This is a genomic window from Thermocrinis sp. (assembly GCF_036781485.1).
Taxonomy (GTDB): Bacteria; Aquificota; Aquificia; order Aquificales; family Aquificaceae; genus Thermocrinis.
The window spans coordinates 71,482-94,871 of record NZ_DAIQAX010000002.1 but is presented as its reverse complement, the minus strand read 5'-3'; the positions used below and the strand labels follow the sequence as shown (position 1 = coordinate 94,871).

Annotated in this window: 36 protein-coding genes; 4 read left to right on the top strand and 32 right to left on the bottom strand. The window is 42.1% G+C overall.

The annotated features are described in order from the left end of the window. Window positions 1-17: 17 nt before the first annotated feature. The gene (locus V7P40_RS02105) at window positions 18-1,454 is read left to right on the top strand and encodes a hypothetical protein (RefSeq protein ID WP_333784315.1); all 1,437 of its coding nucleotides are present in this window, start codon (window positions 18-20) and stop codon (window positions 1,452-1,454) included. On the opposite strand, the gene metF is transcribed toward V7P40_RS02105, so the two are convergent. From metF to V7P40_RS02090, 3 genes are read right to left on the bottom strand one after another with little or no spacing between them, the layout of a single operon-like run. Then, window positions 1,435-2,322, bottom strand: coding sequence for a methylenetetrahydrofolate reductase [NAD(P)H] (metF, locus tag V7P40_RS02100; protein WP_333784314.1), 888 nt, complete (start codon window positions 2,320-2,322; stop codon window positions 1,435-1,437). The genes V7P40_RS02105 and metF overlap by 20 nt on opposite strands. Next, complete coding sequence (locus V7P40_RS02095; RefSeq protein WP_333784313.1) at window positions 2,288-2,629, bottom strand: hypothetical protein; 342 nt, start codon at window positions 2,627-2,629, stop codon at window positions 2,288-2,290. The genes metF and V7P40_RS02095 overlap by 35 nt, the downstream gene beginning before the upstream one ends. A 4-nt stretch (window positions 2,630-2,633) precedes the next feature. Further along, window positions 2,634-2,927, bottom strand: a complete 294-nt coding sequence (locus tag V7P40_RS02090; RefSeq protein WP_333784312.1) for a GYD domain-containing protein — start codon at window positions 2,925-2,927, stop codon at window positions 2,634-2,636. Between the two features lie 32 nt (window positions 2,928-2,959). Between V7P40_RS02090 and rlmN the strand changes: the two genes are divergently transcribed. Together rlmN and lepB are read left to right on the top strand one after the other, a co-directional pair. Next, window positions 2,960-3,994, top strand: a complete 1,035-nt coding sequence (rlmN, locus tag V7P40_RS02085) for a 23S rRNA (adenine(2503)-C(2))-methyltransferase RlmN (RefSeq protein WP_333784311.1) — start codon at window positions 2,960-2,962, stop codon at window positions 3,992-3,994. Between the two features lie 6 nt (window positions 3,995-4,000). Then, a complete protein-coding gene (gene lepB, locus V7P40_RS02080; RefSeq protein ID WP_333784310.1) occupies window positions 4,001-4,684 on the top strand; it encodes a signal peptidase I in 684 nt (227 codons plus the stop codon). Here the strand turns inward: lepB and V7P40_RS02075 are convergent. The 28 genes from V7P40_RS02075 to hisH all read right to left on the bottom strand — a co-directional run bounded on the left by V7P40_RS02075 (window position 4,674) and on the right by hisH (window position 21,392). Continuing rightward, window positions 4,674-6,290, bottom strand: coding sequence for a hypothetical protein (locus V7P40_RS02075; RefSeq protein WP_333784309.1), 1,617 nt, complete (start codon window positions 6,288-6,290; stop codon window positions 4,674-4,676). The two genes, lepB and V7P40_RS02075, sit on opposite strands and share 11 nt — an antisense overlap. After that, window positions 6,290-6,538 carry a hypothetical protein gene (locus tag V7P40_RS02070; RefSeq protein ID WP_333784308.1) on the bottom strand — a complete coding sequence of 83 codons (249 nt, stop codon included), beginning with the start codon at window positions 6,536-6,538 and terminating at the stop codon, window positions 6,290-6,292. Before V7P40_RS02070 ends, V7P40_RS02075 begins: the two co-directional genes overlap by 1 nt. Beyond that, the gene (locus tag V7P40_RS02065; RefSeq protein WP_333784307.1) at window positions 6,514-6,909 is read right to left on the bottom strand and encodes a hypothetical protein; all 396 of its coding nucleotides are present in this window, start codon (window positions 6,907-6,909) and stop codon (window positions 6,514-6,516) included. The genes V7P40_RS02070 and V7P40_RS02065 overlap by 25 nt, the downstream gene beginning before the upstream one ends. Next, window positions 6,887-7,657: a TlyA family RNA methyltransferase gene (locus tag V7P40_RS02060; RefSeq protein ID WP_333784306.1), complete on the bottom strand. Its 771-nt coding sequence runs from the start codon at window positions 7,655-7,657 to the stop codon at window positions 6,887-6,889. Before V7P40_RS02060 ends, V7P40_RS02065 begins: the two co-directional genes overlap by 23 nt. A gap of 2 nt (window positions 7,658-7,659) precedes the next feature. Then, window positions 7,660-7,899 carry a YggT family protein gene (locus tag V7P40_RS02055; RefSeq protein WP_333784305.1) on the bottom strand — a complete coding sequence of 80 codons (240 nt, stop codon included), beginning with the start codon at window positions 7,897-7,899 and terminating at the stop codon, window positions 7,660-7,662. Continuing rightward, on the bottom strand, window positions 7,896-8,252 hold the full coding sequence (gene rplQ, locus V7P40_RS02050) for a 50S ribosomal protein L17 (protein ID WP_333784304.1): 357 nt from the start codon (window positions 8,250-8,252) through the stop codon (window positions 7,896-7,898). The genes V7P40_RS02055 and rplQ overlap by 4 nt, the downstream gene beginning before the upstream one ends. Before the next feature lie 3 nt (window positions 8,253-8,255). Continuing rightward, a complete protein-coding gene (locus tag V7P40_RS02045) occupies window positions 8,256-9,209 on the bottom strand; it encodes a DNA-directed RNA polymerase subunit alpha (RefSeq protein ID WP_333784303.1) in 954 nt (317 codons plus the stop codon). A 13-nt stretch (window positions 9,210-9,222) separates the two neighbouring features. Next, window positions 9,223-9,852: a 30S ribosomal protein S4 gene (gene rpsD, locus V7P40_RS02040; RefSeq protein ID WP_333784302.1), complete on the bottom strand. Its 630-nt coding sequence runs from the start codon at window positions 9,850-9,852 to the stop codon at window positions 9,223-9,225. 3 nt (window positions 9,853-9,855) lie between these two features. Continuing rightward, window positions 9,856-10,254 carry a 30S ribosomal protein S11 gene (gene rpsK / locus V7P40_RS02035; RefSeq protein ID WP_333784301.1) on the bottom strand — a complete coding sequence of 133 codons (399 nt, stop codon included), beginning with the start codon at window positions 10,252-10,254 and terminating at the stop codon, window positions 9,856-9,858. Window positions 10,255-10,265: 11 nt separating this feature from the next. After that, the gene (gene rpsM / locus V7P40_RS02030) at window positions 10,266-10,646 is read right to left on the bottom strand and encodes a 30S ribosomal protein S13 (protein WP_333784300.1); all 381 of its coding nucleotides are present in this window, start codon (window positions 10,644-10,646) and stop codon (window positions 10,266-10,268) included. Between the two features lie 12 nt (window positions 10,647-10,658). After that, window positions 10,659-10,775, bottom strand: coding sequence for a 50S ribosomal protein L36 (gene rpmJ, locus V7P40_RS02025; RefSeq protein ID WP_012963368.1), 117 nt, complete (start codon window positions 10,773-10,775; stop codon window positions 10,659-10,661). A 34-nt stretch (window positions 10,776-10,809) separates the two neighbouring features. Next, a complete protein-coding gene (infA, locus tag V7P40_RS02020; RefSeq protein ID WP_333784299.1) occupies window positions 10,810-11,049 on the bottom strand; it encodes a translation initiation factor IF-1 in 240 nt (79 codons plus the stop codon). After that, complete coding sequence (map, locus tag V7P40_RS02015; protein ID WP_333784298.1) at window positions 11,042-11,854, bottom strand: type I methionyl aminopeptidase; 813 nt, start codon at window positions 11,852-11,854, stop codon at window positions 11,042-11,044. Before map ends, infA begins: the two co-directional genes overlap by 8 nt. Beyond that, a complete protein-coding gene (locus V7P40_RS02010) occupies window positions 11,844-12,485 on the bottom strand; it encodes an adenylate kinase (RefSeq protein WP_333784297.1) in 642 nt (213 codons plus the stop codon). Before V7P40_RS02010 ends, map begins: the two co-directional genes overlap by 11 nt. Further along, on the bottom strand, window positions 12,482-13,777 hold the full coding sequence (secY, locus tag V7P40_RS02005; RefSeq protein WP_333784296.1) for a preprotein translocase subunit SecY: 1,296 nt from the start codon (window positions 13,775-13,777) through the stop codon (window positions 12,482-12,484). The genes V7P40_RS02010 and secY overlap by 4 nt, the downstream gene beginning before the upstream one ends. Beyond that, window positions 13,774-14,220, bottom strand: coding sequence for a 50S ribosomal protein L15 (rplO, locus tag V7P40_RS02000; protein ID WP_333784295.1), 447 nt, complete (start codon window positions 14,218-14,220; stop codon window positions 13,774-13,776). The genes secY and rplO overlap by 4 nt, the downstream gene beginning before the upstream one ends. Further along, window positions 14,217-14,402, bottom strand: coding sequence for a 50S ribosomal protein L30 (rpmD, locus tag V7P40_RS01995; RefSeq protein WP_333784294.1), 186 nt, complete (start codon window positions 14,400-14,402; stop codon window positions 14,217-14,219). Before rpmD ends, rplO begins: the two co-directional genes overlap by 4 nt. A 2-nt stretch (window positions 14,403-14,404) precedes the next feature. After that, window positions 14,405-14,980 carry a 30S ribosomal protein S5 gene (gene rpsE / locus V7P40_RS01990; RefSeq protein WP_345786302.1) on the bottom strand — a complete coding sequence of 192 codons (576 nt, stop codon included), beginning with the start codon at window positions 14,978-14,980 and terminating at the stop codon, window positions 14,405-14,407. A gap of 15 nt (window positions 14,981-14,995) precedes the next feature. Beyond that, complete coding sequence (gene rplR / locus V7P40_RS01985; protein ID WP_333784293.1) at window positions 14,996-15,367, bottom strand: 50S ribosomal protein L18; 372 nt, start codon at window positions 15,365-15,367, stop codon at window positions 14,996-14,998. Between the two features lie 11 nt (window positions 15,368-15,378). After that, entirely contained in the window at window positions 15,379-15,939 is a 561-nt protein-coding gene (gene rplF, locus V7P40_RS01980; RefSeq protein ID WP_333784292.1) for a 50S ribosomal protein L6, read from the bottom strand. A 9-nt stretch (window positions 15,940-15,948) separates the two neighbouring features. Beyond that, entirely contained in the window at window positions 15,949-16,359 is a 411-nt protein-coding gene (rpsH, locus tag V7P40_RS01975; RefSeq protein ID WP_333784291.1) for a 30S ribosomal protein S8, read from the bottom strand. A 12-nt stretch (window positions 16,360-16,371) separates the two neighbouring features. Then, window positions 16,372-16,560, bottom strand: a complete 189-nt coding sequence (locus tag V7P40_RS01970; protein WP_333784290.1) for a type Z 30S ribosomal protein S14 — start codon at window positions 16,558-16,560, stop codon at window positions 16,372-16,374. Window positions 16,561-16,569: 9 nt separating this feature from the next. Then, a complete protein-coding gene (rplE, locus tag V7P40_RS01965) occupies window positions 16,570-17,133 on the bottom strand; it encodes a 50S ribosomal protein L5 (RefSeq protein ID WP_345786301.1) in 564 nt (187 codons plus the stop codon). Further along, complete coding sequence (gene rplX, locus V7P40_RS01960) at window positions 17,130-17,495, bottom strand: 50S ribosomal protein L24 (protein ID WP_333784289.1); 366 nt, start codon at window positions 17,493-17,495, stop codon at window positions 17,130-17,132. Before rplX ends, rplE begins: the two co-directional genes overlap by 4 nt. Then, window positions 17,495-17,860, bottom strand: coding sequence for a 50S ribosomal protein L14 (gene rplN / locus V7P40_RS01955; protein ID WP_333784288.1), 366 nt, complete (start codon window positions 17,858-17,860; stop codon window positions 17,495-17,497). Before rplN ends, rplX begins: the two co-directional genes overlap by 1 nt. A 79-nt stretch (window positions 17,861-17,939) precedes the next feature. After that, window positions 17,940-18,809, bottom strand: coding sequence for an Hsp33 family molecular chaperone HslO (locus V7P40_RS01950; protein WP_333784287.1), 870 nt, complete (start codon window positions 18,807-18,809; stop codon window positions 17,940-17,942). A gap of 19 nt (window positions 18,810-18,828) precedes the next feature. Then, complete coding sequence (dnaK, locus tag V7P40_RS01945; RefSeq protein WP_333784286.1) at window positions 18,829-20,697, bottom strand: molecular chaperone DnaK; 1,869 nt, start codon at window positions 20,695-20,697, stop codon at window positions 18,829-18,831. 83 nt (window positions 20,698-20,780) lie between these two features. Further along, window positions 20,781-21,392 (bottom strand): imidazole glycerol phosphate synthase subunit HisH, encoded by a 612-nt coding sequence (gene hisH, locus V7P40_RS01940; protein WP_333784285.1) that lies wholly within the window; start codon window positions 21,390-21,392, stop codon window positions 20,781-20,783. Window positions 21,393-21,411: 19 nt separating this feature from the next. On the opposite strand from hisH, the gene V7P40_RS01935 reads away from it, so the two are divergent. Beyond that, on the top strand, window positions 21,412-23,199 hold the full coding sequence (locus V7P40_RS01935; protein WP_333784284.1) for a SulP family inorganic anion transporter: 1,788 nt from the start codon (window positions 21,412-21,414) through the stop codon (window positions 23,197-23,199). 22 nt (window positions 23,200-23,221) lie between these two features. Here V7P40_RS01935 and V7P40_RS07650 read toward each other — a convergent pair whose 3' ends face one another. Continuing rightward, window positions 23,222-23,305 (bottom strand): hypothetical protein, encoded by an 84-nt coding sequence (locus tag V7P40_RS07650; protein WP_345786303.1) that lies wholly within the window; start codon window positions 23,303-23,305, stop codon window positions 23,222-23,224. Window positions 23,306-23,390: the final 85 nt, after the last annotated feature.

Genomic DNA, 23,390 nt, shown 5'->3' with positions numbered 1-23,390 from the left:
GCTTATATTAAAAAATCATGGAAGAGAACAGCTTGGGAGGTGTAGCAATGATAGATAAGCTTGTAGAAAAGGCCAGTTTAAACAAGAGAGAGAAATTGGCTTTTTTTCGTAGTATGCTCAAAAGAGAAATGGATGTGATGAATGAATATTGCAATCACAATCTCGCCGCTGAATACAAGGCAGAGCTTTGCCATCTTGAAAACATAAAGAAAGTGAACATAGCTCGCCTTCTTCAGGTCATAGAGTATTACGATCCAGACTTTATTAAGGTGTTGGCTACCACAGACCCAAGAGTAAGAACATTTATAGGCTACTACTTTGACTTTTTACGCAGTAATCCTTACGGATACGAAGCAATAGAACATCAAAACCTATTTGGCAACTGGGATTACATAAAATACAAACTTAAGATACTCTTTCCCTCTCTTACTCTGGAGGAGATAGAAAACTTTAAGTTCAAGAGAAAGGAATTTATAGATTACGTAATGGATAAGCTCGGAGAAAGCAAAGAATCTGTAGAGCTTAAACTAAACAACGCCACCTGGTATGAATCAGTGCCTTACTTGGAGTTGGAAGAAGAGATGTCTAAAATGTGGCACCCAGAACCAGTTATGACCGACGAAGAGTGGAACTTCATAAAAAGACATATAAAGGGCAGGAAAAACATATTCATAAGGGAAAATGGTACTGAGAAGTTTGTGTACGTAGAAGTGAATATACCGGAGGAAGAGCTGGATAAATACAGAAGGGACAGGGAAGGACTTAAAAAAATGCTAATGTCAAGGTTGAACATAGATGAGAGCGGTGCGGAGCAGATTCTAAGAAAGGCTGGATGGGAGTCAGAAACGTATCATATCATACCTCCAGTCCATACAGATGTGGTCCTTGACTACGGAGAGCAAGCTAAACCAACCCCAGCAAAAGAAGAGGAAAAGCAGAAAGTCCATTATGGGAATGTGGCAAACTTTATAAGATACATAGGTGGTTTGGAGCTTGAAACTTTGAACTACTATGACCTTGTTTATGAAAAATTGGAAGATGAAGTGCAGGTCATACTTAGCCGTATAATCCTAACCCACAGGAGAATCTTAGGAAAGCTATTTGGAATCTTCTATACCGCAGACCCTCTAATGGCCGAAGCTATTCTAACCATAAACCCCGAAAGGTTTGAATTCCTAAAGGAGCTAACAACAAAGATTACCGTAAAGGATAAAAAGTTTGACCTATACAGCAACAGCACCGCTTGGAAGATAGTAAAGCAGAGAATAAGCACCAGGCTACCGGAGATTTCTGAAGAAGAGATAGAAAACTTCAAAGGCAAAAGAGCTGAGTTTATAAAGTATGCTTCTCAAAAAACAGGTAAAAAGGAAGAGACCATAGAGATTATTCTTGATGAGTGTGGATGGACAAAGAGCGAAGAGATACCTCCTTTCCTCAGACAGATAGGTCCTTAAGAGGTATCTTATGCTTTATGGCCTGGTATATAAGCAAAGTGGCTTTAGATTTGTTCAAAGTGTAAAAGTGCAGACCTGGTACCCCATTCTCTAAAAGATCTTCACATTGCTTTATAGCAAACTCTACTCCTCTCTTGGCTGTTTCCTCTGGATCGTCAGCATATGGCTCCAGAAGTTCCACAAGAGTTTGTGGTATAGTTGCACCACACATGCTCGCAAATTTTTTTATCTGATTAAAATTGGTTATAGGCATAATGCCTGGTATGATAGGTATGTTTATACTTTCTTTTTGACACCTTTCCACAAACCTATAATAGTAGGTATTATCAAAGAACATCTGGGTTATAGAAAATTCAGCACCAGCCAAAACTTTCTCTTTGAAATGTCTAATCTCCCAGTCCATGTTGAGAGATTCTATATGTTTTTCTGGATAGCTTGCCACGCCTATGGAAAACCAATCACCGAAGTTTTCTCGTATAAACCTTACCAATTCCACCGCATATTTACATCCTATTGTAGAATCCTTTAAGCCATTCTTTGGAACATCCCCTCTGAGAGCTAAGATGTTTTCTATTCCTATATCTTTGTAATCTTGTAAGATCTGCATTATTTCTTCCTTAGAATGCGCTATGCACGTTAGATGAGCCATTACGGTTATATTAGTTTCTGTGTGTATTCTCTTAGCTATGTTTCTTGTTCTATCCCTTGTGCTTCCGCCTGCTCCGTAGGTAACAGATACAAAGGTTGGTCTTATAGTTTCCAATTCTTTTATGGTTCTAAAAAGCTCGGCTTCACCTTCTGCAGACTTAGGGGGAAAAAACTCAAAGGATACGCTAAATTCCTTCTTTAATATCTCTCCTATTTTCAACTAAGACCTCCGAAAAATTTATCAATCTTATTTTACACGGGATGGGAGATTTTAGGAATATGCCCAAAAGCTCCACAAGACAATCTAACTCTTCTGGATGTTCCTTTACGAATGCTTCTAACCTTTCCAAAAAAGGCTCAATTCCTGCGCTAACTTCCCTATTGGCCTTTACACTCTCTAAGGATTGATCTTTTAAAAGCCTTAAAGCCTTTATACACCTACTTATTAGCTCGTCCTTACTTCTTCCAAAGGTAAGGTCAGTGTAGGCCTTTGCTATACTCAAAAAGAGCTCAAGGGCATGATGCATAAATTCAGATGCTTTTTAGGTCCTCTATCAGTCTGTCAATCTCTATGGCGGGCATAGTCAGCGTTCTTATAGTTCCCCTGGACCCCAATTCTATAGCCATCTTTACTACTGTGTCGTTGTCCGGAGCTTCTATTATGTTTACAAAGTCGTAAGGTCCCATCACCGCATACTGAGCTAAGATCTTAACCCCGAACTTCTCCATTACCTCTTTGTCTACTTCCTTGATTCTCTCTGGCTTGTTTTTCAAAGTTTTCATACCCTCGTCCGTAAGTGTGGTTAACATCACAAATACTGGCATGATCCACCTCCTTAACTTAAAATTATAAAACAATGTATATAACCTCTCTAACATTGCAAGAGCTAGAAGAAAAGGTTAAGCAAATAGGTTGGGAGCGCTACAGAGCACATCAGATATTAAACTGGATATACAAACGGTTTGTTTTAGACTTTGAGCAGATGACCAATCTTTCAAAAGAGCAGAGGGCCTTTTTAAAGGACAATTACCTGATTCATAGCTTGGAGCTTTTGAAGGTAGTAGAAGCTCCTGATTCTAAAAAATTTCTTTTCAAAACAAGAGACGGACACATAATTGAAACTGTTCTTATATACGAAAGGGATCACCTAACTTTGTGTGTATCCTCCCAGATAGGATGTGCTGTAGGTTGCACCTTTTGTGCTACAGCTAAGGATGGGCTTACAAGAAACCTAAGGGTGGAAGAGATCATAGGCCAATTCTTGCAGGTCCAAAGTCTGACAAAAGATAAGATAAGAAACGTGGTATTTATGGGAATGGGTGAGCCTCTGGCAAACTATGAAAACGTAAGAAAGGCGGTGGAAATTATGGTGAGCTCCTGGGGACTTGACCTATCAAAGAGAAGGGTAAGTATATCCACCAGTGGATTGATAAATCAGCTTAACAGAATGGCCCAAGACCCACTTATGAGAGAGTTAAACCTGGCAGTTTCCATAAACGCTCCCTTTCAAAGCCTAAGGGAGAGTTTGATGCCTCTCTCAAAGACTAATACCTTAGAAGAGCTCTTAGAAGTTCTCTACAGTTTCCCCTATCCACCCGACAGGAGGATAATGATAGAGTATGTGTTGATCCACGGTGTAAATGACGAGGTGGAGCATGCAAAGGAGTTGGCAAGGCTGTTAAAGAAGGGCAAGAAAAAGTTCAAGGTAAATCTCATACCATTCAATCCAGACCCCGAACTACCTTACAAAAGGCCGCCTATGGAAAAGGTTTACAGATTCCAAAAAGTCCTTTGGGAGGAGGGCATATCAACTTTCATAAGAATAAGCAAAGGTATAGGACTCTTCGGAGCCTGCGGTCAGCTAAGAAGCAAAAGGCTTGTGTTAAGATAAAAATCTATGGCCAAAAAAGGAAAGTGGATTACAGAGCTAATCGTAGTGGTTATGGTGGTGCTTCTGATAAGAGCCTTTATTGCTCAAGCCTATAACATTCCTTCAGGTTCTATGAAACCTACTCTGCTGGTAGGCGATTTCATACTGGTGAATAAGCTAGTCTATAGATTCTCTGAGCCTCAAAGGGGAGATATAGTGGTGTTTAAGTATCCCATAGACCCAAGCATAGATTTCATAAAGAGAATAATAGGCATGCCTGGGGATGTGATAGAGATAAGAAACAATCAGGTTTTTATCAATGGCCAACCAGTGAAAACAACCAGAATAGAGGAAGCTATAGAAGATGGCTTTACAAAGATTGTGGGTGAAGAAACGCTGCCAGAAGGAGTTAAGTATAAAGTGCAGTTTTACGAAGAAGCGTTTTTTTCAAGAAGGGACTTTGGGCCTGTAGTAGTGCCTCCGGGACATTATTTTGTGATGGGGGATAACAGAGACAACAGCGAGGACAGCAGATATTGGGGATTTTTACCAAGGGAAAACATCGTAGGGAAAGCATTTGTTATTTACTTCTCTGGAGAAGTCCCTCCACTCCAAAGCACCGAAGTGAGCTTTATAACAGGAATAAAACAGCTTTTTATAGCCTTGATGAACCCTAGGTTTGAAAGAGTAGGAAAACCACTCATATGGTAAACACAGGGATCTCTGCCTTTACAAATCTATAAAGAGCAGAAAGCAAGATCCTTGGCGGAGGCTTTATAGAGTGCAGGACGTAGAGAAAAAGTTCGGGAAAGCGCCTGATGTCAACAAATACCTTAGAAACTACTCCACCTTCAACATCTGCATATTCGCTGAGACTATCTAGCAGGCTTTCGTATTTTTCTCTGGGCATTTCCTTTTCAAGTTCAAACAGGATACCGCTAACGAGACCTAAAACCAACGGTTCGTCCTCTAAATTGGCTTGATTGAACGTTGCTTTATACTTTGAGATTGTGTCCAATAACTCATCTATGTTTTCCAAGATTGGATTTCCAAAGGCTGGATATATGGCAGTGGGGTTAGAAAGTCTAATTAAACTTAATGCGGTCGGATTTTCGTATCCCAAGAAATTAACAGTATGGTAAAGCATGATCATATTCATGTTGGCGCTTTTGGTGGGAGAGTAATCTTCTGGAAGGCAATAAGAGCTAAAGAGTTTGGAGGAGAACAAAATTTTCCTTCCTTCCTCCATTACAACAAAACTACCTTTATCTGGTAAAAAAGGCGTTTTTATAAATCTAAGCGCATTACCGGTTTCTAAATTAAGCAGTCCATCAGGAAAGCTTTCTATAAGTTTTATCCTCTTTTCTGGCACTCCCAAGAAGATCAAACTTAAAGCTATGGGAAAGCTTGTTATAACATAAAGTTTAGGGGATAGGCTAAGCATGTTAAGAATGCTTTGGGTATTTTCAGGGAGGTTGTCCATCAAAACCAGAGCCTTCAGTTGTTCCAATCCACCTAAAACTTTTTCTATGCTTTCTTTTATTGTGGGAAAATTCTGATTAGGTGCAAGGTTGAAAAGCAGCGGTATACTTCCATCTCCTTTCCTGTATATTCGGAGATATACGTTTCTCTGAAGTAGCCCATCTTTGTCAACTAAGCCTATCAAAAAGAAGTCATCCGCAACGGAAAATAGAGCCTCTATACTTGGAGCAACTTCTTCTTGGACAACCTCTTGGACGCTTTCTGGTGTAGGAGAGACAAAAACGGCGAAGAATTCTTGGTTGTTTTTAAAGTAAGTGTTAAGCTTTACATCTGCTTCGTAAGGAATTAAAGATACGTTAACATCCTCTACTTCACACGTTCTGTCACCAGAGGTAAGCAAGGCGCCAACTGACACTCTTTTTGCTAAAAGAGAAATTAATATGTTTGTTATTCCAAAGCTGCCGGAAATTTTGTCTTCAATCTCTTTGTACATATTGTAAAGCTTTGCAGACTTGTTCAAAAATTCCAAGGGATTGAAAGGGATCGTAATTATGTTGAAATCACTAAAACCCAACTCTTTTATCTTATCTACATGCTCGTAGTCTTCCAACAGGAACAACGGCAAAGAGAATATACCATTTTGGATAACATCCCAAAAAAAGTTAATATCCCTATAGTTCAGGATTATAAAGTCTGGTCTTACAGTATTTAACAAATCCATAGCCTTAGTTTCATCCAGCGCAACCATCAGTTTGTGTCCAGTTATGTCCAAAATATCTCCAAAAATAGGGAAGAGTTTTCTTTCCTTATCAAGCAAAATAAACTTTATGGCCATCAGAATACCTCCCCCTTTTGAGCTGCTATTTTTAGTAAGTTTAACTGCTCTCTAAGAACATTGAGGGACTGGACCACCATAAAAAAGGCGTGCTCTACGTTTATAAGTGCAGACTGAAAAGAAAGGGAATCTTCCATAATCCTAATTTCCCTGATCTTCCTGTAGTATTCGTCCAACTCTGTGCCAAATTCCAGAAGTTTCTTTACGATCTCTTCGCTCAGCCTTAAGGCTTCCTCCCTTCTATCCATATTTTACCTACCTCTTCACCTCTCTTTCTTGGGATATTATACCTACTGAAAAGGATAGATTCTACTTTTTTTAGTTCAAGGTCTGTTAGACCCTCAAAAACCAGTGCGTGCTTTTCTTTGAATCTGTATAAAACTCTCAGGTCTCCTTCTCCGATAAAAACATCTCCCCCACCTGCCATAAAGCCTACCGCCAAAGACGCAGTGGCAAAATTAAGTATACTTAATCCTAAAGTAGGTTTTTCTAACCCCCTTTCTATTACAAGATAGGCGCATAAAGCAAGCCCAACCCGGAATAGATTTTCCGCAGTTAAGGGATATTCACCCAATGTTCCAGAAAGCTCATTACCCTCAAACATTCTCCTTAACAGCATTCCAAGCCTCCGATTGTATATCCTCTAAACCTGGTTCCTCTTTTTTGGCTAAGATGAAGAACTCTTCGTTTCCTTTACTACCCTTCGGCTTAGCTTTGATTATTCTTTTTACAGAATAGCCAAGGCCTTTGATGAACTCTGCTACTCTTAAGATAGCCTCCACCTTTTTATCGTCATCTTTCACCACTCCCTTTTTAACATACTTTGGGGGCAGTTCAAACTGAGGTTTGACAAGAACTAGAAGTATTCCGTCTTCCTTTAAAAATCTAACCACGTTGGGCAAAAGCTTGGTGGAAGATACAAAGGACACGTCCATGGTTATTATATCTACTTTTTCTGGCACGTGCTTTTCTGTTAGCTCTCTGGCGTCCGTTTCTTCGTAGAGAACTACTCTGCTGTCCTTTCTTAGCCTTTGGTCCATCTGAGCTTTGCCTACGTCCACCGCATAGACTCTTTTGGCTCCCCTCTGTAGCAGGCAATCCGTAAAACCACCCGTAGATGAACCTACATCAAGGGCAATAAAACCCTCTACAGACAAAGCAAGCCTCTCAAGGGCATTCTCTAACTTGTATCCCCCTCTTGAGACATATCTAAAGGGTTCTTTTATTTCAACCTTGGCACCTTCTTTGACCTTGCTACCTGGCTTATCCGCCAATTTACCATTTACAAGCACCATACCGGCCAATATAAGGGCTTGGGCTTTCTCTCTGGTGGGAGCCAAACCTTTATCAACCAAATATTGATCCAACCTCAAAGTTTAAAAAGGTGCTTTATAAGATAAAGGATCAGTAGGAGTATAAAGGGAGAAAAATCCAGCCCGCCATAAGTAGGTATAACTCTCCTTATCGGACGAAGTATGGGCTCAATGATATTATCCAGCTTTCTGTAGAATTCACTTTCTCTTATTTGTGGTATCCAAGAGCCTATGGCATGGACTAAAACCAGCACAATAAGGACGTTTATTACTAGGGACAGTATGCCCTTTATCATTCAACGAACTCAAGTATGGCAAGCTCGCAGGAATCTCCTATCCTTCTCAATGGAAGTTTGATTATCCTCGTGTAGCCACCGTTTCTATTTTCAAAGCGTGGGGCGATGTTTTCAAAGAGTTTTTTGACCGCTTTCCTGTCTGGCAAAAGCTCAAGGGCCCTCCTTCTTGCTGCAAGGTCTCCCTTTTTACCTAAGGTAATCAGTTTTTCCACGAAGGGGCGCACTGCCTTTGCTCGTTGTAAAGAAGTTTCTATTCTCTCCTCAAGGATCAATGCCTTGGCAAGGGAGCGGTAAAGGGCTAATCTCTGCTCTTTTGTCCTGTCAAAGTGTTTTTTCTTAACCCTGTGCCTCATAGCTTACCTCCTACCTGTCAAGTCCATTCCAAGGTGCAGACCCATCTGCTTAAGAGCCTCTTTCAGTTCATTTATGGCCTTCCTTCCTATGTTTTTAGTACTCTTTAGTTCCTCTTCTGTAAGCTTAACCAGATCTCCTATGGTGTTTATACCCATTCTCTTTATTGAATTGAGTGCCCTTTGGGATACATCCAGTTCCTCCACCGGAAGGGCCAATTTCTCCACAAATTCGTCCGGCGGAATAGGTTCTTCTATTACCCTAGGTATCTCGTAGGATATGTGCTCCAATGCGGAGAAGTTTCTAACTATTATGCCAACCGCTTCCTTTACAACCTCCTCTGGACTTTTTGTGCCATCGGTGTAAACTTCCATGATCAACCTATCGTAATCACTCCTTTTTTCAACCCTTGTTTTTTCTATTCTGTATGCCACGTGTTTAACCGGGTTGAAATCTCCATCTATCATTATCCATCCTATCTCTCCAAAGGCCTCCATTTCCTCCGTGGGCACATATCCCATACCCCTTTCTATTCTTACCTCCATGTTAACTTCCGTATCTGGACTTGTAATAGTCAGCACCTTTGCCTCTGGAGTTATCAGCTCCACACTTGGAGGTAGAGAAAAGTCCCTTGCATAAACTGTGCCTTCTCCTTTCTTCTTAAGATAGAGGATCTCCACATCCGAATTCCTCATCCTGAATTTCATTTTCTTCAAGTTTGCTATGATCTCCAAAACATCCTCCTGCACACCCTCTAAGGTGGAGAATTCGTGATAGACGCCGTATATTTTTACACCCGTTATAGCCCAGCCTTCTATGGATGAAAGAAGAACCCTTCGCAAGGAGTTCCCCACAGTTATACCAAAACCTCTCTCTAAAGGTTCTACTACAAAGCGACCATAACTTTGATTTACCTCTTCCCAAAAAACTTTAGTTGGGTAGACGAATTGCCTTATCATACTCTGTTCCTCCTTAAACCCTTGAGTAAAACTCTATGATGTACTGTATGTTTACTGGTATTTCCAACTGTATGTCTTTTGGTAGGTCAATAACCTTACCCCTAAAGTTTTCCTTGTCAAGCTCTAACCACACTGGCACGCTTCTTGGATCTACGTTTTCTATGTTTTGAACAATTTGGGGTATGTCCCTTGAGGATGGTTTTACTTCTATTATGTCCCCTGGTGAGACCTGATAGGATGGAATGTCAACCACTTTGCCGTTTACCAATATGTGACCATGAGCCACAAACTGCCTTGCCTGTCTTCTGGTGCAGGCTATCCCCAATCTATAAACAACGTTATCTAGCCTTCTTTCCAATAGCTGGAGCAAAACCTGCCCTGTGTTTCCTTTGGCTTTTGAGGCCATATCAAAGTATTTTCTAAACTGTTTCTCTCTTATTCCACCATACAGGAATTTTAATTTTTGCTTTTCCATAAGTCGCAGACCGTATTCAGTTAACTTTCTTTTTCTACCTTTTAGCCTTCCGTGTTGGCCTGGTGGAAAGTTTCTTCTGGAAAGAATTTTGGGGGCACTCTTTTTCCCCGACACAACCACGCCTAATTTTCTGTCTATCCTTACCAAAGGACCCAAATACCTACCCATTCTTCACACCCTCCTTCTTGCAGGTGGTCTGCAGCCGTTGTGGGGTATAGGAGTAGCATCCCTGATCTTTGTTATTTTTATTCCAGAGGCGTGCACTGCCTTTAGGGCGGATTCTCTGCCCGCACCCGCACCCTTGATTACCACCTCAACTTCTTGCAGCCCATACTCCTGCATTGCTCTTTTTATTGCCTTCTGGGCTGCAAGCTGAGCAGCGTAAGGTGTGCTCTTTCTTGTGCCTTTAAAACCCACAGTTCCACCGCTTTCCCAAACAAGGGTATTACCCTGCATGTCGGTTACATTAACTATGGTATTGTTAAACGTGCTCAGAATGTGAACTATACCCTGGGTTACAACCCTCTTTTGTTTCTTTGTAGTTTTGCCACTTTGCTTTTTCTTTGCCATTACCTACCTCCTTACTTGGCTATTTTCTTCTTAGTTCCGCCTACCGTTTTTCTTTTTCCTTTTCTCGTTCTTGCGTTAGTTCTCGTCTGCTGCCCTCTTACAGGTAGTCCCCTTACGTGTCTTATTCCTCTATAACACCCCAAATCAATTAGCTTCTTTATGTTTAGCTGAATTTCCCTTCTTAGGTCTCCTTCCACCTTATAGTTTTGCTCAATAAACTTTCTGATAGTGTTGAGCTCGTCTGGACTTAGCTCTCCCAATCGCTTTGTGCATGGTATACCGGTTTTTTCGCATATTTCCTTTGCCCTTTTCCACCCTATGCCATACAGGTATGTTAGAGCCACCTCTAACTTTTTATGGTCTGGCAGATCAACTCCCGCTATCCTTGCCATTGCCTTTCCTCCTTAGGACCCTTGCCTTTGCTTATGCTTAGGATTCTCGCATATGACCATAACTCTGCCCTTTCTTCTTATTATCTTGCACTTAGCACACATGGGCTTAACGGAAGGTTTTACCTTCATTCCAAACCTCCTAAAAAAGAAATATTATACCACATCACTCTCTGTATACTATTCTTCCCCGGGTTAGGTCGTAGGGGGAAAGTTCAACCTTTACTCTGTCCCCTGGCAGTATTCTGATGAAGTGCACGCGCATCTTTCCAGAAACGTGAGCCAACACCTCGTGTCCAGTATCCAACTTTACCCTAAACATAGCGTTTGGTAATGCTTCCTCTACCGTACCTTCAAGGACTATCCCTTTTTCCTTATACTTTTCCTGGTCTTTTTTCTTAGGCATCAGGAAAAACCTCTCTAAATTGTGTTAGCACCATTGGTCCCTCCTTTGTGATTGCTACTACATACTCATAATGGGCTGAAGGGCTTCCGTCTGCCGTAAGGACTGTCCATTGGTCTCCGTCGTGCGCGATATCGGTTGTGCCAAGGGCGAGCATAGGCTCTATGGCTAAAACCATGCCAGCCCTGAGCTTCATGTCCCTCTCGTGCTTGAAGTCCTCCAAATTATTAGGAACGAATGGGGGTTCGTGCACTTTCCTTCCTATACCATGTCCTCCCAGATTCTTTACAGGATGGACTCCATATTTGTCCGCAACCCTCTTTATGGCTTTGGTTATATCGGAAAGCCAATTTCCAGGCACGCAGGCTCTTACTGCCTCTTCTAAGGCTTCTTTTGTGGCTTCTAAGAGTCTTTTTTTGTCCTCGGATACCTCTCCTACTGGCACAGTAATGGCTGAGTCCCCTGCATACCCGTCCAGTATGGCTCCAAAGTCAAGGCTTACCAAATCCCCTTCCTGTAGTATAATGTCCTTTTTGGGCAGACCGTGGACCACAGCCGCATTTACAGACACGCACAAAGCAGCTGGATAGGGCGTTTTGCTAAAAGATGGCTTGTAATTAAGAAAGGCAGCCCTTGCTCCTCTGCTCTTTACCACATCCCTTGCTATCAGGTCAAGCTCATAGGTAGAAACACCAGGCTTAACGTGCTTTGCCACCTCTTCCAAAACCTCTACAACCACATCGCAAGCCCTTTTTATTTTTTCAAGCTCCTTTAAAGAATATAGCTCTACCTGTTTTTTATCCACCATCTTTTATGATGCCTTCAATTTCTGAAAACAGTTCTTCCACACCTTTCGTTGCATCCAAATTATATATTATACCTTTCTTCTTATAGAAATCAATTAGTGGCTGTGTTTGTCTTCTGTAGACCTCCAATCTGTTTCTTACTACCGATTCTTTATCATCCTCCCTCTGCACCAAAGTTCCACCGCATAGATCGCATATTCCATCCCTCCGAGGGGGATTGTATTTAATGTGATACACAGCACCACAGTTTGAACATACCCTTCTCCCAGAAAGCCTGTCTATGAGCACTTCATCCGGAATTTCAAACACTAAAACTTTTGAGAGCTTTTTACCTTTGGCATTTAACATGTTGTCTAAGGCTTCCGCTTGGGCTAAGGTTCTCGGAAAACCATCTAAAATAACTCCTCCCTCTTCTGGCAGATGTTCTTCTATAAGCGCTATTATTAGACTGTCCGGCACAAGCTCCCCTCTGTCCATGTATTCTTTGGCATTTATCCCTAAAGGCGTTTGCTTCTTTACCGCCTCCCTTAGAATATCTCCAGTGGATAGGTGTAGAAATCCCATCCTTTGACTGAGGAGTTTGGCTTGAGTGCCCTTACCAGCCCCTGGTGGTCCGATGAACACGAGTATCACCTTACCTTCCTCCTGTATTGAGTGTATTTCTTTTGAAGCAAACTTGCCTCTATCTTGTTCAGGGTATCAAGGGCTACACCCACTACTATAAGGGCGGTGGTGCCACCAAAATAAAAAGGAACCTTCAGCCAAAGGCTCACAAATACGGGAATCACAGCCACCACGCTTAGGAAGATAGCACCCACAAAGGCTAACCTGTTTATTACACCTTCTAAAAGCTTTTGCGTATCCTGTCCAGGTCTGACACCAGGTATAAAAGCTCCAGCTTTTCTTAGATTTTCAGCCACATCCGCTGGGTTTATTAGCACCGCGGTGTAGAAGTATGTGAAAAAGATTATGAATAGAACGTATAGGAAGTTGTATAAGAACGTAGTTGGATTAAAGGCGTCGTGCAAAGCCTTTCCTATCGGATGCTGGATAAACCCAAACACAGTCGAGGGTATTATGAGCAAGGATTGGGCAAATATGATGGGTATAACCCCTGCAGGGTTTATCTTTATAGGAAGATAGGTGGAACCACCTATTACTTCCTGCCTACCTATTTGACGTCTTGGATGTTGAACTGGTATTCTTCTTTCCGCCTCCTGAATGAAAACTATACCCAGAGTTACAACCAAAACAAAAATAGCAACTCCCACCACCGCAAAAGGAGTTATGTCACCGTTTTTGAGCATGTCGTATATTCTTATGATTGCATTAGGAAAACCAGCCACTATACCTGCAAAGATGAGCAAAGACATACCGTTTCCTATACCTTTTTCGGTTATTCTGTCCCCTACCCACATCAGAAACATGGTAGAAGACACCAGAGCTATCACAGTAGTTAGCACAAACAAAAAACCCCCTTCAGGAACCAGAGGAAAACCCCTTGGTGATACCTGATTTCTTAACCAAAGCGCTACACCCAGGGACTGCACAAAGGCGACCAAGATAGTTAAGTATCTTGTATATTGGTTTATCTTGTATCTTCCGTAGTCACCTTCTTCCTTTGCCAATCTCTGAAGCTCTGGTATGGCAACCGTGAGTAGTTGCATCATGATGGACGCTGATATGTAAGGCATAATGCCTAAGGCAAAAAGCGTCATACGAGAAAGGTTTCCACCAGAAAATATGTCATAGAGGTAAAATAGCGTTCCTTGAAAACTTCCGAAAAACTCCTGCAAAGCGGTGGCATCCACACCAGGTAAGGGTATATGGCTACCCAACCTGTATATGGCAAACATCAAAAGGGTATATATGAACCTTTTGCGTAAGTCTTCTATGGAAAAAACCTGTTTTATATAATCTATCACCCTATTACCTCGCAGGCACCACCGGCTTTTTCGATTTTTTCTTTAGCAGAATTGGAGAAAGCATGGGCTTTAACAATTAGCTTTTTTGTAAGCTCTCCATCTCCAAGTATCTTGACCGGCATGCCGGGCTTTACAAGTCCCTTTTCCAAAAGTTTCTGTGGATTTACTTCTTCTCCTTCGGAGAATAAGCTGTCTAATACTTTTACGTTAACCACTGAATACTCAACCCTGTTGGGACTTCTAAAGCCCCTCTTTGGAATTCTTTTATGCAGGGGAGTTTGTCCGCCCTCAAACCAAGAGGGAAGCTTCCTATCTCCAGATCTTGTTTTCTGCCCCTTGTGCCCTTTTCCGCAAGTCTTACCAAGTCCAGAGCCTATACCTCTACCAACCCTTTTTTTCTCTTGTGTAGCTCCTGGGTTTGGTGCTAATTCGTTAAGCTTCATTCTTCCACCTCCTGAACTTCCAAAAGATAATGGGCAGTTTTTATGTTTCCTCTAACCATAGGATTGTCTTGAAGTATCCTAACATCTCCTACTTTTTTTAAGCCTAAGCTTCTCACAGCTTTTATGTGTTTTTCAGGCTTTCCAGCCAAACCTCTAACCAAACGCACCCTAAGTTTTTTCATCTTCATACCCTCGCATAAAGTTGGTATCTTCTTCTTAGTTCTTCTTCGCTAATACCCCTAAGTCTTGCCTCTTCTTCGAGGGAAGTAAGCTTCAAAAGTGCATCAAAAACAGCCCTCACCACGTTGTTAGGGTTAGTGCTTCCCATTAGCTTGGTAAGAACGTCTGTATAGCCTGCTAGTTCAAAAATAGGTTTTGCAGCACCACCTGCCACTATACCCGTTCCCCTTCTGGCAGGCATAACCTTTATCATAGTAGGTCCATAATGGCCTATTACATCATGGGGAACAGTCCCTTCTATTATGGGAACCCTTATGATGTGTTTTTTACCGTCTTCTATGGCTTTTGCTATAGCTATGGGGACTTCCCTTGCTTTACCTAAGCCGAACCCCACAAAACCCCTCTTATCGCCCACAATAACCAGAGCGCTAAAGGAGAATCTTTTACCCCCTTTTGTAACTCTTGTAGTTCTCTTGGCGTATATAAGACGTTCCTCTAATTGAAGCTGGTCTTCAAGCTCGATTATATTCTGCAAACTTCTCCTTTCATCAATCATTTTTTCAATTGACAAACCACCCATTTACTACCTCCTTTTCTAAAACTCTAAACCAAACTCTCTACAAGCCTCTGCAAATGCCTTTATTTTACCGTGATACAAAAATCCCCCTCTGTCAAACACTACCTTTTTTATACCCTTCTCCAAAGCCTTTCTAACTAGTATTTCCGCTACCTTTTTCACGTCTTCTATGGATTTACCTCCTCTTTTGCCTGCCATCTTAACAAACTCTGGATCTATGGAGGATGCAGAAACCAAAGTAATGCCCTTAGTATCGTCTATTATCTGGGCATAGAAGGCGTTCAAACTTCTGTAAACGCATAGTCTGGGTCTTTCGGGCGTCCCAAAGATCTTCTTTCTTATCCTCTTGTGTCTTCTTTCCCTTTTTTCGTGCCTACTAAGCTTAGCCATAACAAACCTCCTTACTTCTTACCTTTACCACCTTTACCCTTTCCTGCAGCCTTTCCTGCCTTAAGTTTTAGCTGTTCTCCTTCATACCTTATGCCTTTACCTTTGTATGCGTCTGGCTTTTTGAAAGCTCTAATTTCAGCCGCTACCTGACCAACCCTTTGTTTGTCTATACCGCTTACGTATATTTTGTTTTCTTTAACTTCTATCTTCACATCAGGGGGTATTGGATAAACTACGGGATGGGAATAACCCAAGCTCAGCTCCAAATTTCCTCCCTTAACCGCTGCCTTATATCCCAAGCCAACCACTTCTAGACCGATAGTAAAACCCTCTGTAACACCCTTTACCATGTTTCTGATCAACGCTCCCATGGTTCCGTGTATGGCTCTGTGAAAAGGTGCATCCGAAGGTCTCTCCAACCTTATGGTGCCATCTTCCAAAGTTAGCTTTACGTCTGGATGGACTTTCATGGAGAGTTTGCCCTTTGGTCCTTCTACCACTAATACGCCATTATTAAAACTTACCTTTACATTGCTGGGTATTTGTATTGGTTTTTTACCTATTCTTGACATGCTAACACCTCACCACACGTATGCTATAAGTTCTCCACCTTTACCAAGCTTTCTTGCCTCGTGGTCTGTAATTACCCCTGCGTCCGTTGAGAGAATGGCTATACCCAACCCCTTTCTAACATGGGGTATTAGGTGCTTGGGAACGTACACGCGCCTACCTGGTTTAGACACCTTTACCAATTCCCGTATAACGCTTTTGCTTTTCTTAGGGTCTGCGTATTTTAGATGTATTCTCAGCTTGTACTGGGTACCCTTTCTGTGCTCCTCTTTATCTAACCTTTCCCAGTTAAGAATATAACCTTCCCTTTTCAACACCTCAAGAATAGCCTCTTTTAGCTTGGAAGAAGGCACATCCACATAGTCTTTCCTTCTCATTATGGCATTTTTAATAGCGGAAAACATATCTGCCACTGGATCCATCCTCTAACCTCCTTACCAGCTTGCTTTGCGAACGCCAGGTAATTCGCCTTTAAGGGCAAGTTCCCTAAAGCACAACCTACACATACCAAAGTATCTTATAAAGCCTCTGGGCCTTCCACACAGCGGGCACCTGTTCTTCTTCCTTACTTCGTACTTAGGAAAGTGCTTAACGTCCTTTGCTACCTTAGCCTTTCTTGCCATCCTATCCTCCTAAAAACTCCTTATGGGTAGCCCGAGCAAGGCTAAGAGCCATAGGGCTTCCTCGTCGGTTTCTGCGGTGGTGTGTATTATTATATCCATACCTCTTATGGCGTCCACCTTCTCGTAGTCTATCTCCGGAAAGACTATCTGCTCTGCTATACCAAAGGCGTAGTTTCCTCTGCCATCAAAGGACCTTGGGTTTAAGCCTTTGAAGTCCTTCACCCTTGGTAAGGCAACGGAGATGAGTTTGTCCAAAAAGTCCCACATTCTCTCCTTTCTCAGAGTAACCTTTAGACCAACTGGCATTCCCTTCCTGAGTTTAAAACCAGCTTCGGATTTTTTGGCCCTTCTCACCGCAGGTTGCTGTCCAGTGATAGCTCTCAGGTCTTCTGTAGCCTTTTCCAGAAATTTTATATCCTTAACTGCTTCGCCCACACCCATGTTGACCACAATCTTCACCAATTTGGGCACTTCCATAGGATTTTTGTAGCCAAACTTTGCAATAAGTTTTGGAACTACTTCGTTTTTATACTTTTCGTAAAGTCTGGGCACATACTTGGTTTCTACGCTCATCTCTTAACCCTCTCTTTTTTGACTTTCTCTGCCACCAGATCTATATTTTCATTGCATTTTTTACAGTATCTATACTTTCGTAGTGTATCGCCCTCCTGCACAATTCTAAAACCCACCCGAGTGGGCTTGCCACATTTTGGGCATATCAACATCACGTTGCTTATGTGTATAGGTGCTTCAAACTCGTATATACCACCCTCTCTTACGTTGGGTATCTCCTTTAAGTGCTTCTTAACCAGGTTTACATCCTTTACCACTACTCTATTTTTTTCTCTCAGGACTTTAATAACCTCTCCTGTTTTACCCTTTTCCTTTCCCCTTAAGACCACCACCGTATCACCCTTTTTTATCTTAGCTGCCATCAAACTACCTCCGGTGCGAGTGATGCAAGTTTGGTAAAACCACGGTTTCTCACCTCACGAGCAATGGGACCCAAAATCCTTGTACCTAAAGGTTCTCCATATTGATTTAGAAGCACTACCGCGTTGTCGTCAAACTTAATATAGCTTCCGTCTGGTCTTCTCACTTCTTTTTTGGTCCTGACCACCACTGCCCTGTATATGTTTCCTTTCTTAGCGGGGCTGTTGGGCGTGGCCTGCTTTACTGTGACGGTAACCACATCCCCAAGGGTTGCATACTTCCTCGGCGCATAGGGTATGCCTATAACCTGAACCTTTTTCGCTCCAGAGTTGTCAGCCACGTTGCAATAACTTTGCCTCTGTATCATGGCACCTCTCCTTAATAAGTCAGACTATATATTATACCATAAAAAATTTGGTTAAGTGCAAGAAAAACTCAGGTATGTTTTACAAAGACAAAACTCCTCTATCAAACCTGTATATTCTTCCACAGAATTTGCAGACAACCTCCGCCGGACCGTCCGATAGAATCTCTTCCATTTCCTCTCTGCTCAAAAGACTCAAACTTGCTTTTGCTATTTCTTCGTTGCAGGGACAATAGTACTCAACCTCCTTTAAACCCACTATCCTGGGCTCCATATCAAAAAGAATATCTTCCACCACGTCCTCTGGTCTTCTCCCCAACGATAAAATGCTAGAATAGGAAGGAAAGCTCTTTATCCTTTCTTGGAGAAGTTTTTCCACCTTTGGTGATGTACCTCCCATAGTTTGAACCATATAAGCTCCCGCATGCTTTACAGAACCATCTTCGTTTAACAAAACCGCCATGTCTAAGCCTGTTTTGATTTGCTCCGACTGCTCAAAATAATAGAGTAAGTTCTCTTTAATATCCCTACTAACTACGGGAATTATGCTTGTGTAAGGTGTGCCCATTCTAAGCTCTTTAACAACAGTGATGTTTTCTGGCTCGTTATCCTGAGAAGCAAAACTCATAAACCCTCTAACCCTTCCCATCCCGTCAGCTTCAGCTACAATAATTTCTTCCTTACTGGTAAATTTCAGAAGAACCTTCTGAGGGCTGGCGTGCTTTACTAAAGAGGAGAGTATCAAGGCAGACAGAAGCCATTCGCCCAACCGAATGGTAGAGTAAGGATCAAGTCCGTGTATTCTCCTTGTAGTTTCTACTGTCCTGTCTGCCTTTATTACATAAACCCTTACGGGCTCCTCTTTTGGCACAGCAATAACTGCATAATCCCTATCTTCAAAGTAATCCCTTAGCTCACCCTTTGTTCTTTCGTCAAGCTCTTTAAAAAACATGTTTATAAAGATAATCCCTTTATAGCGTCTTGCCCTCTATCACATCTCCACCGCCTTCACCACTCTTTTTCTCCGCAGATTGGTAGATATAGCTTCCTAGTTTTCCGGAAATCTCAAGAACCTTTTCTGTAATTCTGCGCACTTCCTGTATGTCCTGAGAAGAGGCAAACACGTTCTTACCCTCTTGAATAGCCTTTTCAACCTCTGAAACGAGATCCGCCGGTATTCTGTCTTTGTTTTCTTTTAAAACCTTCTCTAAGTTGTAGATGTGCATATCAAGTTGATTTTTGGCATCTATCAGTTCTCTCTTCCTTTTGTCTTCTTCTTCGTGCATTTGAGCTTCTTTTATTATCCTTTCTATGTCTTCTTGGGTGAGCCCAGAAGAGGGTTGAATCCTTATGGATTGTTCTTTGCCTGTTCCTAAGTCCTTGGCAGTTACGTGCAGTATGCCATCCACGTCTATATCAAAGCAAACCTCTATCTTTGGCACCCCCCTTGGTGCAGGTGGTATGCCAGTCAGGTAGAACTTACCCAGCGATTTATTATCCTTAGCCAGCGGTCTTTCCCCTTGTAAGACATGAATTTCCACCTCTGTTTGATAATCGCTAGCGGTGGTAAAGATTTCACACTTCTTGTAAGGTATGGGCGTATTGCGGGGGATGAGTACGGTCATGACCCCACCGTAGGTTTCCACACCCAAAGAAAGGGGAGTGACATCTACCAGAAGGATTTCTTTTACCTCTCCAGAGAGGATACCTGCCTGTATGGCAGCACCCACTGCCACCACCTCATCCGGATGAACCCCTTTGTGAGGTTCCTTACCGAAAAATTCCCTTATTCTTTGCTGCACCAACGGAATTCTGGTAGAACCACCTACCAGCACCACATCGTCTATGTCCTGCGGTCTAAGTTTGGCATCTTCCAAAGCTTTTTTAACTATCTCCATAGTCCTATCAACCAGATCCTTTATCATCTCCTCCAGCCTTGCCCTGGTGAGCTTTTTCTGTAGGTGCAACGGTTGATTGGTGGATGGATCTATGGTTATAAAGGGTAGGTTTATCTCGGTCTCAAGTTTAAAGGATAATTCTTTTTTAGCTTGTTCTGAAGCGTCCTTTAGCCTTTGTAATGCGGTTTTGTCCTTTCTGAGGTCTATGCCAGTTTCCCTCTTAAACTCTTCTATAAGCCAGTCCATTATCCTTTCGTCTATGTTGGCACCACCAAGATGGGTATCTCCAGCAGTAGCCTTTACCTCTATTACTCCTTCTCCACCCTCCAAAATAGATACGTCAAAGGTGCCTCCTCCAAAGTCGTAAACCAGTATCCTTACGTCGCTTTTCTTATCTAACCCATAGGCTAAAGCAGCAGCGGTGGGCTCGTTTAGTATCCTTAAAACTTCAAGCCCTGCTATCTTCCCGGCGTCCTTCGTTGCCTGCCTTTGCCTTTCGTTAAAGTAAGCTGGCACTGTTATTACAGCTTTTGTTATCTTTTCCCCTAAGTATGCCTCTGCAGCCTCTTTTAATTTCTTCAGAACCTGAGCGCCTACCTCCTCTGGCCTTACCGTTCTTCCTAAGTTGGGAATTTCAAAACTTGCATCTCCCTTTTCATCAGGCACCACTTTGTAAGACACCCTTTTGGCTTCATCTTTTACCTCTTCAAACTTTCTCCCTATGAACCTTTTGGATTCGTAAATTGTATTCTCTGGGTCCAGTATGGCACGCCTTTTGGCTGGCTCACCCACGAGAATTTCCTTCTCCTTAGTCCAAGACACCACAGAGGGCGTTAATCTAGAACCCTCTTGATTCTGTATTACCACCGGCTCATCACCTATCATAACCGCAACCACAGAGTTTGTGGTTCCCAAATCAATACCTATTACCTTCTCTGCCATATTCACACCTCCTCAATTGTTAGTATCTAATTTAAAAGTTTAGTACACTTTTGTCAAGTTTTTTATTATGACAAATATTAAAACTACAAAAGCCCGTTGTACGTAGCCCAGTTTTTTAACAGTTTAAGTCCCACTTTTTGGCTCTTTTCAGGGTGAAACTGAACCGCAAAGACATTTTCGTACTCTACGGAGGACACGAAGTAATCTCCATAGTCTGTCAGAGTAAGAATTACATTATCCCTCTTTGGCATCACCCTGTAAGAATGGACAAAGTAGACAAATTCGCCATCTTCTATTCCTTCTAAAATTGGGGAGTCTTTCCTCTTCCAGATCTGGTTCCAACCTATGTGGGGTATTTTTACGGTAGGCGGAAGAAGGATAACTTCTCCTTCTAAGAGCCCAAAACCTTTCTCTTCACCAAACTCGTAACTTCTCTCAAACAAAAGTTGAAGTCCTAAGCATATGCCTAAGAAGGGTTTTCCACTCTCTAAGTGTGAAAGAATTGTACCGTAGAGTCCCAATTTTTTCAAGTTGTATATAGCGTCTTTGAAAGCCCCCACACCAGGCAGGACAACCGCTTTTGACTTTTTTACGACCTCCGGATCGCTCGTCCTCAGAACTCTAAGACCTAAGCACTCAAGAGCCTTCTCTACGCTTCTTAAATTTCCCATTCCGTAATCTACGAGTGCAATCATATGATAAAATACTAATTCTGTGAGCCCTAAAAGTATAGTCCAATCTTTTAGTTTAAACTTAGGCTATCTGAATGGATACAACAAAGAAAAGTTCATAAAAGACCTAGTAGCCGGTCTTACGGTTGCAGCGGTCTTGGTTCCTCAGGCAAAAGCTTATGCCCTTTTAGCTGGAATGCCACCCATAAATGGTCTTTATGCATCGTTGCTTGCTCCCTTAGTGGCGGTTATCTTTGGAAGTTCAAGGTTTTTGGGGACGGGCCCAGTGGCTATGGTAGCAATACTGGTTACGTCCACCCTTTTACCTTTTGCCAAGCCTGGAACATCCGAATGGGTAGGGCTGGCAGGACTTTTAGCCCTTATGGTGGGCATAACTATTCTTTTGATAGGAATTTTTAGACTTGCCTTCATCCTTGATCTTATATCCCACAGCGTGATAGTTGGTTTTATCTCCGCTGGTGCGCTCGTGATTTCGGCAAATCAATTAGGTGGCGTCCTTGGTTTTAGCACCACAAAAAGCACTCAGATATTTTCCCTGTTAGCTGACATAGCCCAAAAGCTCCATCAAACAAATCCATACACAGTAATGGTGAGCATTTTGGCGTTTGTAATCATATATTTGTCAAGGAAAATACATCCCCTTATGCCCGGTGCTCTGATCGCGGTTGTGATAACCACGCTGATTTCCTACCTTTTGGACCTCAAGGGAAGATATGGAGTTTCTATTGTGGAGGATGTGCCAGCGGGTCTTCCACCCATAAGCTTACCTCCCATAGACCTACAAGTTCTATCCGCTCTATGGGGTGGTGCAATAGTGGTGGCTGCCATAGGCCTTTTGGAAGCCTTAGCTATAGCTAAAAAGTTTGCGGTAGAAAAGGGAGACAAGTGGGATCCAAACAAAGAGTTAGTAGGTCAAGGACTTTCAAATATAGTGGCAGGTTTTATGCAGGGATTTCCGATAAGCGGTTCTTTTTCACGTTCAGCTCTATACTACAGGCTTGAAACCGCTTCTCCCATAGCCCATGCTGTGGTAAGCTTGGTTATACTTATAACTCTTCTTTTCTTTGCGCCTCTGTTTTATTACCTGCCGAAGGCAACCCTCTCGGTCATAATACTAACCGCAGTTATTCCACTGGTTAAACCTCAAGAGATAAGACATCTTTACCACATAAACCCTATAGATGGTGTGGTGGCAGGGCTTACCTTTATAAGCGTTTTCATCATGGAGCTTTGGCAGGCTATACTTATGGGTGCCATCCTAGCCTTTGGGTCTTTTGTTTATAAGACCATGTATCCTCGCATAGTGGTAATTACGAGAAATCCCAAAACTCAAACCTTTGAGAATGCAGAGGCAGAGGGTCTTGTGGAATGTCCCCAAATCTTATACGTAAGACCTCAGATGTCTATATACTTTGGAAATGCAGAGTATGTTTCTAACTACATAGTAGAAAAAGTTCAAGAAAGAAAAGATAGAGGGCTGAAATTTGTATTCATAGACTTGGAAGCTTCCAACTACATGGATGCAGTGGGTGCGGAAAATTTCATAAGAATGCTACAAAGGATAAAGTCCATGGGCCTATCCCCTGCTCTTGGTAATATAAACCGAATTGTCATGCCTGTTTTAGAAAGGGCTGGTTTAAAAAAGGTTGTTCCAGAGGACATGATATTTGGTTCAAAGGGGCAGTCTTTGAAAATATTACTTGAAGAGATAGACCATCAATTTTGCGCTAAGGTCTGCCCTCATGTAGTTTTTAAAGAATGTGTAGAGTTTAAAAGCGGCGAAAAAAAACTTTCATCTTGGGAAGATTAAAGCTTGCTATAGGTCTATAACTTCACCATAAACCGGTAAGTAGGGCTTGAACCCCATGTATTAAGAAAACTTTTTTAGGTTTTTGTGTAAAGGAAAGCCATTCCAGAAGACCCTTTTGATCCGTATGGGAAGAAAAATGGGAAGAAAAGCCGTTTATGGTGTATATCCTTTATTCTTCTTCCAAGAGTGCC

Bases quoted from the DNA above. Each gene is read 5' to 3' on its own strand.
- rplF (WP_333784292.1), bottom strand. From the start codon at position 15,939: ATGTCAAGAATAGGTAAAAAACCAATACAAATACCCAGCAATGTAAAG.
- rplN (WP_333784288.1), bottom strand. From the start codon at position 17,860: ATGATACAGAGGCAAAGTTATTGCAACGTGGCTGACAACTCTGGAGCG.
- infA (WP_333784299.1), bottom strand. From the start codon at position 11,049: ATGCCTAAGAAAAAAGACCAGGAAAAGTATAAGGAAAAAGGGATAGTC.
- rpsM (WP_333784300.1), bottom strand. From the start codon at position 10,646: ATGGCAAGGATAGCGGGAGTTGATCTGCCAGACCATAAAAAGTTAGAG.
- rpmJ (WP_012963368.1), bottom strand. From the start codon at position 10,775: ATGAAGGTAAAACCTTCCGTTAAGCCCATGTGTGCTAAGTGCAAGATA.
- V7P40_RS01970 (WP_333784290.1), bottom strand. From the start codon at position 16,560: ATGGCAAGAAAGGCTAAGGTAGCAAAGGACGTTAAGCACTTTCCTAAG.
- rplO (WP_333784295.1), bottom strand. From the start codon at position 14,220: ATGAAGCTTAACGAATTAGCACCAAACCCAGGAGCTACACAAGAGAAA.
- V7P40_RS02045 (WP_333784303.1), bottom strand. From the start codon at position 9,209: ATGATAAGGCAATTCGTCTACCCAACTAAAGTTTTTTGGGAAGAGGTA.
- V7P40_RS02095 (WP_333784313.1), bottom strand. From the start codon at position 2,629: ATGCATCATGCCCTTGAGCTCTTTTTGAGTATAGCAAAGGCCTACACT.
- dnaK (WP_333784286.1), bottom strand. From the start codon at position 20,697: ATGGCAGAGAAGGTAATAGGTATTGATTTGGGAACCACAAACTCTGTG.
- rpsH (WP_333784291.1), bottom strand. From the start codon at position 16,359: ATGGATCCAGTGGCAGATATGTTTTCCGCTATTAAAAATGCCATAATG.
- rplE (WP_345786301.1), bottom strand. From the start codon at position 17,133: ATGAGCGTAGAAACCAAGTATGTGCCCAGACTTTACGAAAAGTATAAA.
- V7P40_RS02070 (WP_333784308.1), bottom strand. From the start codon at position 6,538: ATGGATAGAAGGGAGGAAGCCTTAAGGCTGAGCGAAGAGATCGTAAAG.
- hisH (WP_333784285.1), bottom strand. From the start codon at position 21,392: ATGATTGCACTCGTAGATTACGGAATGGGAAATTTAAGAAGCGTAGAG.
- rplQ (WP_333784304.1), bottom strand. From the start codon at position 8,252: ATGAGGCACAGGGTTAAGAAAAAACACTTTGACAGGACAAAAGAGCAG.
- rplR (WP_333784293.1), bottom strand. From the start codon at position 15,367: ATGGCTAAGCTTAGTAGGCACGAAAAAAGGGAAAGAAGACACAAGAGG.
- map (WP_333784298.1), bottom strand. From the start codon at position 11,854: ATGGTGGATAAAAAACAGGTAGAGCTATATTCTTTAAAGGAGCTTGAA.
- V7P40_RS01950 (WP_333784287.1), bottom strand. From the start codon at position 18,809: ATGTTTTTTAAAGAGCTTGACGAAAGAACAAAGGGTGAGCTAAGGGAT.
- rpmD (WP_333784294.1), bottom strand. From the start codon at position 14,402: ATGAAAAAACTTAGGGTGCGTTTGGTTAGAGGTTTGGCTGGAAAGCCT.
- V7P40_RS02075 (WP_333784309.1), bottom strand. From the start codon at position 6,290: ATGGCCATAAAGTTTATTTTGCTTGATAAGGAAAGAAAACTCTTCCCT.
- rpsD (WP_333784302.1), bottom strand. From the start codon at position 9,852: ATGGGTAGGTATTTGGGTCCTTTGGTAAGGATAGACAGAAAATTAGGC.
- lepB (WP_333784310.1), top strand. From the start codon at position 4,001: ATGGCCAAAAAAGGAAAGTGGATTACAGAGCTAATCGTAGTGGTTATG.
- rplX (WP_333784289.1), bottom strand. From the start codon at position 17,495: ATGGCAGCTAAGATAAAAAAGGGTGATACGGTGGTGGTCTTAAGGGGA.
- V7P40_RS02055 (WP_333784305.1), bottom strand. From the start codon at position 7,899: ATGATAAAGGGCATACTGTCCCTAGTAATAAACGTCCTTATTGTGCTG.
- rpsK (WP_333784301.1), bottom strand. From the start codon at position 10,254: ATGGCAAAGAAAAAGCAAAGTGGCAAAACTACAAAGAAACAAAAGAGG.
- rlmN (WP_333784311.1), top strand. From the start codon at position 2,960: ATGTATATAACCTCTCTAACATTGCAAGAGCTAGAAGAAAAGGTTAAG.
- V7P40_RS02090 (WP_333784312.1), bottom strand. From the start codon at position 2,927: ATGCCAGTATTTGTGATGTTAACCACACTTACGGACGAGGGTATGAAA.
- V7P40_RS02065 (WP_333784307.1), bottom strand. From the start codon at position 6,909: ATGCTGTTAAGGAGAATGTTTGAGGGTAATGAGCTTTCTGGAACATTG.
- V7P40_RS02105 (WP_333784315.1), top strand. From the start codon at position 18: ATGGAAGAGAACAGCTTGGGAGGTGTAGCAATGATAGATAAGCTTGTA.
- rpsE (WP_345786302.1), bottom strand. From the start codon at position 14,980: ATGGGTGGTTTGTCAATTGAAAAAATGATTGATGAAAGGAGAAGTTTG.